The organism is Deltaproteobacteria bacterium, from assembly GCA_018668695.1.
Lineage (GTDB): Bacteria > Myxococcota > XYA12-FULL-58-9 > XYA12-FULL-58-9 > JABJBS01 > JABJBS01.
The window spans coordinates 1-6,287 of the sequence record JABJBS010000129.1; the positions used below are offsets into that span (position 1 = coordinate 1).

The window sequence follows — 6,287 nt, forward strand, 5'->3', positions numbered from 1 at the left end:
CGTCGATTGGCTCAGCGTTGAGTGAGACCGTCTTACCCTTGTTCTGGCTCTCAGAAGTTAGGGCCCCTTCTGGACTAATGCTAACCGGCTCATCTTCAATGTCACCGATATCGTTACTTGATACTGTATGGACTTGAACGTTCGCACCCTTAGTAACGACAGGCGTTTCATCGCGAAGGCCCTCTCCCTCGACTTTCGACTTCTCGACAAGCGTCGCAGCAGGCGCCTCATCAGCGCTCACTACAACATTGAGTTCTTCGTTCTTGGAAGCCTCAGCCGACACCTTTTCCTTTTTCGAAACTAAAGTGGCCGGACTCGGTTGAGTCGATGACGTCTTCGTCTCTTTCAACGAAGGACTTTTCTTTTTATCCCCAACAATCGAAACGGCTTGCTTTTCGTCTGCCTTACCGGTGACAGCTACTTTAGAGAGTTCGACATCGACCTTCTGCGGCGAAGCCTTTGTCACCGTATCGGTCTTCGATGATTCGACACTGTCGGCAGGCAGCTTAGCTGTAGATCCTAAGTTTTTAGCGATTGTACTTTTTTGAGATTTCTTGGATTCTTTTTGTTCTTTAACTGCACCAGAAGCGCTCTTAGACTGATTTTGAACAGCCAGACGCTCCAAGGTGCCCTTGACCGATTCTGCGATTTTGTGCGCCCGTGTAGGCTCTTGTGCGACAGCTTTTGCTTCAAAGGTTGCAGGGTCAGCCTTGGTTAAACTGGTTTTACCTGCCTTACCCTTGCCCTTAACAACACCGTCTTTTTTCGCTTCGGCAACAACCGCTGAGGCCTTGCCCGTGGCCTTTTCTTTAGCGGCCTCCTTAGAGGTCTGCTTACCTGAAGTATTCGATTTAGTTGAGTTTTTGAGTGATTTGGGAGATTCGGAATTCTCAACGATTCGCCGCGCGGAATCCATCGCCCGACCAAAGGACTCTGCCCTGGCCGTAACCTCTACAGGTTCCGATTTGACTATTCCTTGCAGTTGTCCTGCAAGCTTAGAACTCGAAGAGCCCTTTAGTAAGGTATCCACACCCATCCCTATCTCCACACACCTTCAACCCACACACACATTATACACCATGCGCGGGTGCTTGACTACTTATTTATTCTTCGCTGCAGCGCGTTGTGCCGGTGTTTTCGCATTTGCAAGACGAGACATAATTCTCGCTGCCTGCGCCGGCTCCATCGCTGCCAATAGCTTACCTGTTCGTTCCGGCCCCAGTCCCAAAAGAAGTCTCGTCGCAAATCGAGAGTCTGCTTTTGCAAGAATAGGCGCTGCCTTTCGAGCAGATAATGTCTTCAACGTCTCAATCAATTTAAGCACGCGCTCTTCACGGGCTGCTCGCTCGGCATCGCCAAGAGCCAGCTTCGCTTCGAGTTCTTTAAGCTTGGCCATCATTGTGGCCATTCGTAAATCAATCTCATCCTGCACACGTGCCAACACAGCTTCTTTTTCTTCTAAAAGCTTCGCCTGCTTCTGCAGTTGTGTATCTCTCTTTCGTAAATCCGCTAGTAACTTGAGTTCCTCATAATCGAGAGGGGTGCATTCCTCCTCCTCTTCATCATCTTCCATGAGTTCATCTTCGTCAGACTCGCGCTCATCAGCCTCAGTCGGTGGGTTATTCTCGTCACCATCTCCATCTCCATCACCGTCGCCGCCCTCAGCTGCCTCCTCGTCGTCCTCGTCCTCGTCGTCCTCATCGTCTTCGTCGTCTTCATCATCCTCGGTCTCTTCCGTCTCGTCGCCCTCTTCTTGAGCGTAAGCCGCCCAACCGAACGAAAGACTAACCAAAATCGGCAGCAACAAAGATAACCATAAGCGTGGATTACTACTTCTCATTATCGGTTTTCCTCCCCCAACGAGATGAAGTCCAATCGTCCAAAGCCTTCTGCTCTTGCTTCAACGTCTCTTTCGCTTCTCGCTCATTGCGGCGCCGCAAGAGCGCATCGATCTGCTTTTTTTCAAGACGACGAGCCTGGTAGGCTGCAAGCTTTTCTTCTTCTTCGATTTTGTAATGCTCAATCGCAAACGAAGTCGATAACGATGCGCGTCTCGCAAGTTCAATCATACTCAACGAAATCGTATCGCCGGTAGTAAAAGACGAAGGCACGCTGTGCAGGTTTTCCAATGAGGACTGTGCTTCGTGCATGCTGCTCTGAACTGCACCGAGTTCAACTTGCGCTTGACGTTCTAAGCTTGCCCTTAATTTGGCTACACGCTCTATAGGCTTCTTCGCCATCTTATCCTCTTGCCAAATTAGATAACTGTGACGTCGTTGCCGACATATCCGCTATCTCGTGAATTTCTTGCTGCAAGAACCGATTTATATGATTTTGCTTCGAGAGTGCTTTATCCAAGAGTTGGTTAGCACCTGGCTTGTAAGCACCAACCGATACAAGATCCCGTGATTCTTCCAATTGAGCCAACCAGCCTCTTACCGTACGAGCGGCCATCAGTTGGTCTTTGGTTGCAACATCCGTGTCCACTCGAGAGATAGATTGCAAAACATCGACTGCAGGATAGTGCCCACGGTTCGCCAATTCACGGGACAACGTTATGTGTCCGTCCAATAGGCCTTTAGCCGCGTCACCCACCGGGTCGGTCATATCGTCACCCTCGACCAAAACAGTATAAATGCCAGTGATACTTCCCTCACCAATAGCTGGTGATGCCCGTTCAAGTAACTTTGGAAGCATGGCGAAGGTACTAGGCGGATAACCCTTGGTGGTAGGCGGCTCGCCAACTGCAAGTCCTACCTCACGTTGTGCCATTGCAAAACGCGTTAGTGAATCCACAAAGAGCAATACGCTCTTACCTTGCGCTCGAAAATATTCGGCAATCGCAGTAGCGACAAATGCAGCTCTTACGCGTTCAGAGGCAGGTCTATCTGAAGTAGCCACACATAAGACCGTGCGCTTCATGCCTTCCGGCCCAAGAACTTTTTCTACGAAGTGCCCTACTTCTCGGCCACGCTCACCCACCAAAGCCATAACCGTAACATCGGCTTGTGCGCTTCTTGCAACCATGCCCATCAAAACCGACTTGCCAACACCCGGACCGGCGAAAATTCCAAGCCGTTGTCCGCGAGCTGCTGGAGTGAAAGCATCTAAAACTTTAACGCCAAGACTCATGCGCTGATCGACGGGTCCACGTCGTGCCGGTGGAACAGGATCTGCATAAACCAGGCGCTGCTCACCACGGGGTAATTCAGGACCGTCATCCATTGGATTACCCAGTGGATCGATGATTCGCCCTAGCATGGCATCGGTTGCTTCGATGTATGACGCGCCGCCTTCAGGCATAAGCCTATCTCCAACGCGAATACCCGAAAGGTTTCCATAAGGAACCAACATCGCATCTTCCGCACGAAGGGCGACGACCTCAGCTAGAATCTCACCGGTTTCGGCCTGTATTCGATATAAATCTCCAACCGCTGCACCGCGACAACTGGCAACAACCAACATGCCACGCACTTCAACCACTTTACCCTCAAGTACAGGCAAACTTAATTTAGCTCTTTCAAAGTATGGCTTTAGCATTGTTGAAGCAGTCTTCACGTTTGTACCCTTAATTCCCAGAACCGATTAGGTTTTCTGCTATATCCGTAAGGCGTCTTTGAATCGTCGCGTCGACTCGGCCTAAATTGCACTCGGCAATCAAACCACCGACTTGAATACTTGGGTCCTCGATAACCCGAACAACAGTCTTATCACTGACCATCTCCGGGTGACGTTTTTTAACTTGCTCCATATCTTTTGGACCAACCTTGAGCGTAATCATATCGGCATCTCGGAGAAGCTTCAGAACATGCTCTGTCATTCTCAAAGTGAAATCCCGCGCGCCTTCAGTATCCGCCGCTAGAATTTGTTCAGCGATAAGAAGAGAGAGGTCAACCAGGTCTTGTTCGGTCTGAACGAGCATTTCGTCTCGAACCGTCTCAAGTTCCATCATAGATGCCTGGTACTTCTCAACGATTGCTTGAATCGTCTCGCCACCACGCTGGAGTCCCTCTTGATAGCCTTCACGGTAAGCCGCTTGGCGGATTCTCGCGAGTTCTGCTTCGGGATCTTCCTTGGGTTCGTCCACACAGGTTAGAATTTCGAAGAGTGGTTTATACCCGTCGTCAATCCGGTCTTGCCATCGAGGCTTACTGACCGCTGAGTCCCGCGATGGTGGTGCCATCGGACGGACCTCACGCAGTTTGTCTTGGTAAGCTGAATGTCCTCTGCTGTTGTTTGCTGACATCTTCAATCAACCTCTCAGAAACTGGAACTGTTATACGAACTCATCACCGCCGGCACCGGCGATAACCAACTTACCTTCATTCTTGAGCTGCAGCGCAACCGATACGATGGCTTGCTGAGCTTCTTGAACTTCGGCCAAACGAACCGGGCGCATAACTTCAAGGTCATCCTTCAGCATTTCAGCAGCACGCTTTGACAGGCTGCTAAATACTTTGTCCTTGAGGTCATTACTGGCCGTCTTAAGCGCAACCAATAACTGATCGCTTTGAACTTCCTTGAGCAACGTGGCAAAGCCGCGTCGGTCCAGAGCCGAGAGATCCTCGAATGTGAACATTGCCTGGCGAATATCTTGAGCGATTGTATCTGTTTCGCTCTCGAGTCCGTCGAGAATGTCGTCAGCCATCTCTGCTTCCAAGTGGTTAAGAAGCTGAGCTGCTGTACGAATGCCATCCACTTCGCGGTCTGCATCGCGGCTGGTCGGTAAACCGGCCGAGAGTACACGCTCTGCAGCGTCAAGCACTTGCCTTGGTACACGTGAAAGTTTAGCTACACGACCCACAACATCACGTCGAATATTCTCTGGGAGACGTTTGATAATTTCTGCACTCCGTGTTGGGTCAATATTACCCAATACTGCAGAAATAATTTGTGGGTGTTCGGACTTTAACATCGAGCTAAGAACGTCGATGTCGGCCTTGCCAAGTCCTGGGGAATCATCATCGTTTGGATCTTCGCCCATTCCGAGCAAGCCCCAAGCTTTATCTTCACCAAAGGCTCGAGTTGCAAGCTTGCCAAGGTAATCCATGCTTCCCTTAAGATGCAGTGGGTCCAGAGCGAGGGTCTGGTTGAACTCGGTATGAATCGATGCCAGTTGAGCCGGGCTTGTTTTGCCAAGCGTCTTTACCGCCGCAGAGATTGTATTAATCTCTTTGTCCGAAAGGTGTGACAAGATTTCCACCGCAAGGTCTTCTTCTACACTCAGAAGCCACAAGGCTGCTTTGGTAGAACCGGCCATCTTAGGACCACTTGCAGGTCTTTTCGCGATTTGCGTCTCTGCTTTTTTGCCCCGACGTTTTTTCTTCGGAGCTTCTGCTGGTTGTGCTTCTGCGTCTGCCATCGTCTTAACCCTCCGTTAACCAACCCTTGATAACCGCCGCTGCCTTCTCAGGATCGGGGCGCGAACTCTTCATTGCCGCTGCAGCAAGCTGCGCATCTGCACTACCAGCCAAAGCCGCTCCCTGCCCAGCCGCCGTTAAGGCCGCTTCAAGGTCGCGAACTGACTGCGGCGATTCCAGAATAGGTGTTGGAACACCACCTGGGTCGCCCATTTTTCTCATTGAGAACATAATCCCAACCAGAACCAGAACAAACAAGAAACCTATCACTGGCTTCCACAAAAGCTGCAGGTAGTCTTGCCATTCCATGACCTCTACTTGATTCAGCTCGTCTTCTTCTGGCGTCGGCGTAAAGCCCATCGATACAACTGTTACTTCATCACCACGAGCTTCCGTGAACCCGATAGCGCTTCGAACAAGCCCCTGGATTCGGTCCAGTTCTTCTTGTGGGCGGTCAGCAACTGTCTCGGCACCCGCAGCGTCTGTGGTTCGCACACCGTCAATCAATACGGCAACCGTCAAACGCTTAAGGCGTCCCAGCTGTGCGACTTCCCGCTTAGTCGTTTTGTTGAGTTCGTAATTGGTGGTCTTGGCTGTTCGACGGTCACTGCCCTCGCCCTGAAACTGAGCTGCCTGAGCCGGTCCGCCTACAACGTTTGCACGTGCTCCAGGTATTCCCTGAGCCTCGTCATTATTGCCCCCACTGATTTCCTCACTGGTTTGCTCGCTTCTTGGAGCCGGGTTTTCACCGTCGTATGTCTCTTGGAATAATTCGCTTTGAGTGTAATCGAGCTCTGCTGCTACCTGCACAGAGGCTTTACCTGGGCCCACAACGCGTTCGATGATTTTGGTAATGCGGCCTTCAAGGTTTTGCTCCATCTTGCGCTGAGCTTCAAGCCCCTCACCGAAGTTCATACCCTCGCCAGC

General features: G+C 50.9%; 7 protein-coding genes. All 7 read right to left on the bottom strand.

Going from position 1 to position 6,287, the window contains the following annotated elements; genetic code table 11:
• On the bottom strand, window positions 1-1,036 hold a 1,036-nt coding region (locus tag HOK28_07110), incomplete at its 3' end, for a hypothetical protein (protein MBT6432842.1).
• A gap of 63 nt (window positions 1,037-1,099) precedes the next feature.
• Complete coding sequence (locus HOK28_07115) at window positions 1,100-1,840, bottom strand: hypothetical protein (protein ID MBT6432843.1); 741 nt, start codon at window positions 1,838-1,840, stop codon at window positions 1,100-1,102.
• Window positions 1,830-2,240, bottom strand: a complete 411-nt coding sequence (locus HOK28_07120; GenBank protein ID MBT6432844.1) for a hypothetical protein — start codon at window positions 2,238-2,240, stop codon at window positions 1,830-1,832. The genes HOK28_07115 and HOK28_07120 overlap by 11 nt, the downstream gene beginning before the upstream one ends.
• Window position 2,241: 1 nt before the next feature.
• Entirely contained in the window at window positions 2,242-3,540 is a 1,299-nt protein-coding gene (locus HOK28_07125) for a FliI/YscN family ATPase (GenBank protein MBT6432845.1), read from the bottom strand.
• Window positions 3,541-3,568: 28 nt separating this feature from the next.
• On the bottom strand, window positions 3,569-4,252 hold the full coding sequence (locus HOK28_07130; protein ID MBT6432846.1) for a hypothetical protein: 684 nt from the start codon (window positions 4,250-4,252) through the stop codon (window positions 3,569-3,571).
• 24 nt (window positions 4,253-4,276) lie between these two features.
• A complete protein-coding gene (fliG, locus tag HOK28_07135) occupies window positions 4,277-5,362 on the bottom strand; it encodes a flagellar motor switch protein FliG (GenBank protein MBT6432847.1) in 1,086 nt (361 codons plus the stop codon).
• A 4-nt stretch (window positions 5,363-5,366) separates the two neighbouring features.
• Complete coding sequence (locus HOK28_07140; protein ID MBT6432848.1) at window positions 5,367-6,275, bottom strand: hypothetical protein; 909 nt, start codon at window positions 6,273-6,275, stop codon at window positions 5,367-5,369.
• Window positions 6,276-6,287 lie beyond the last annotated feature (12 nt).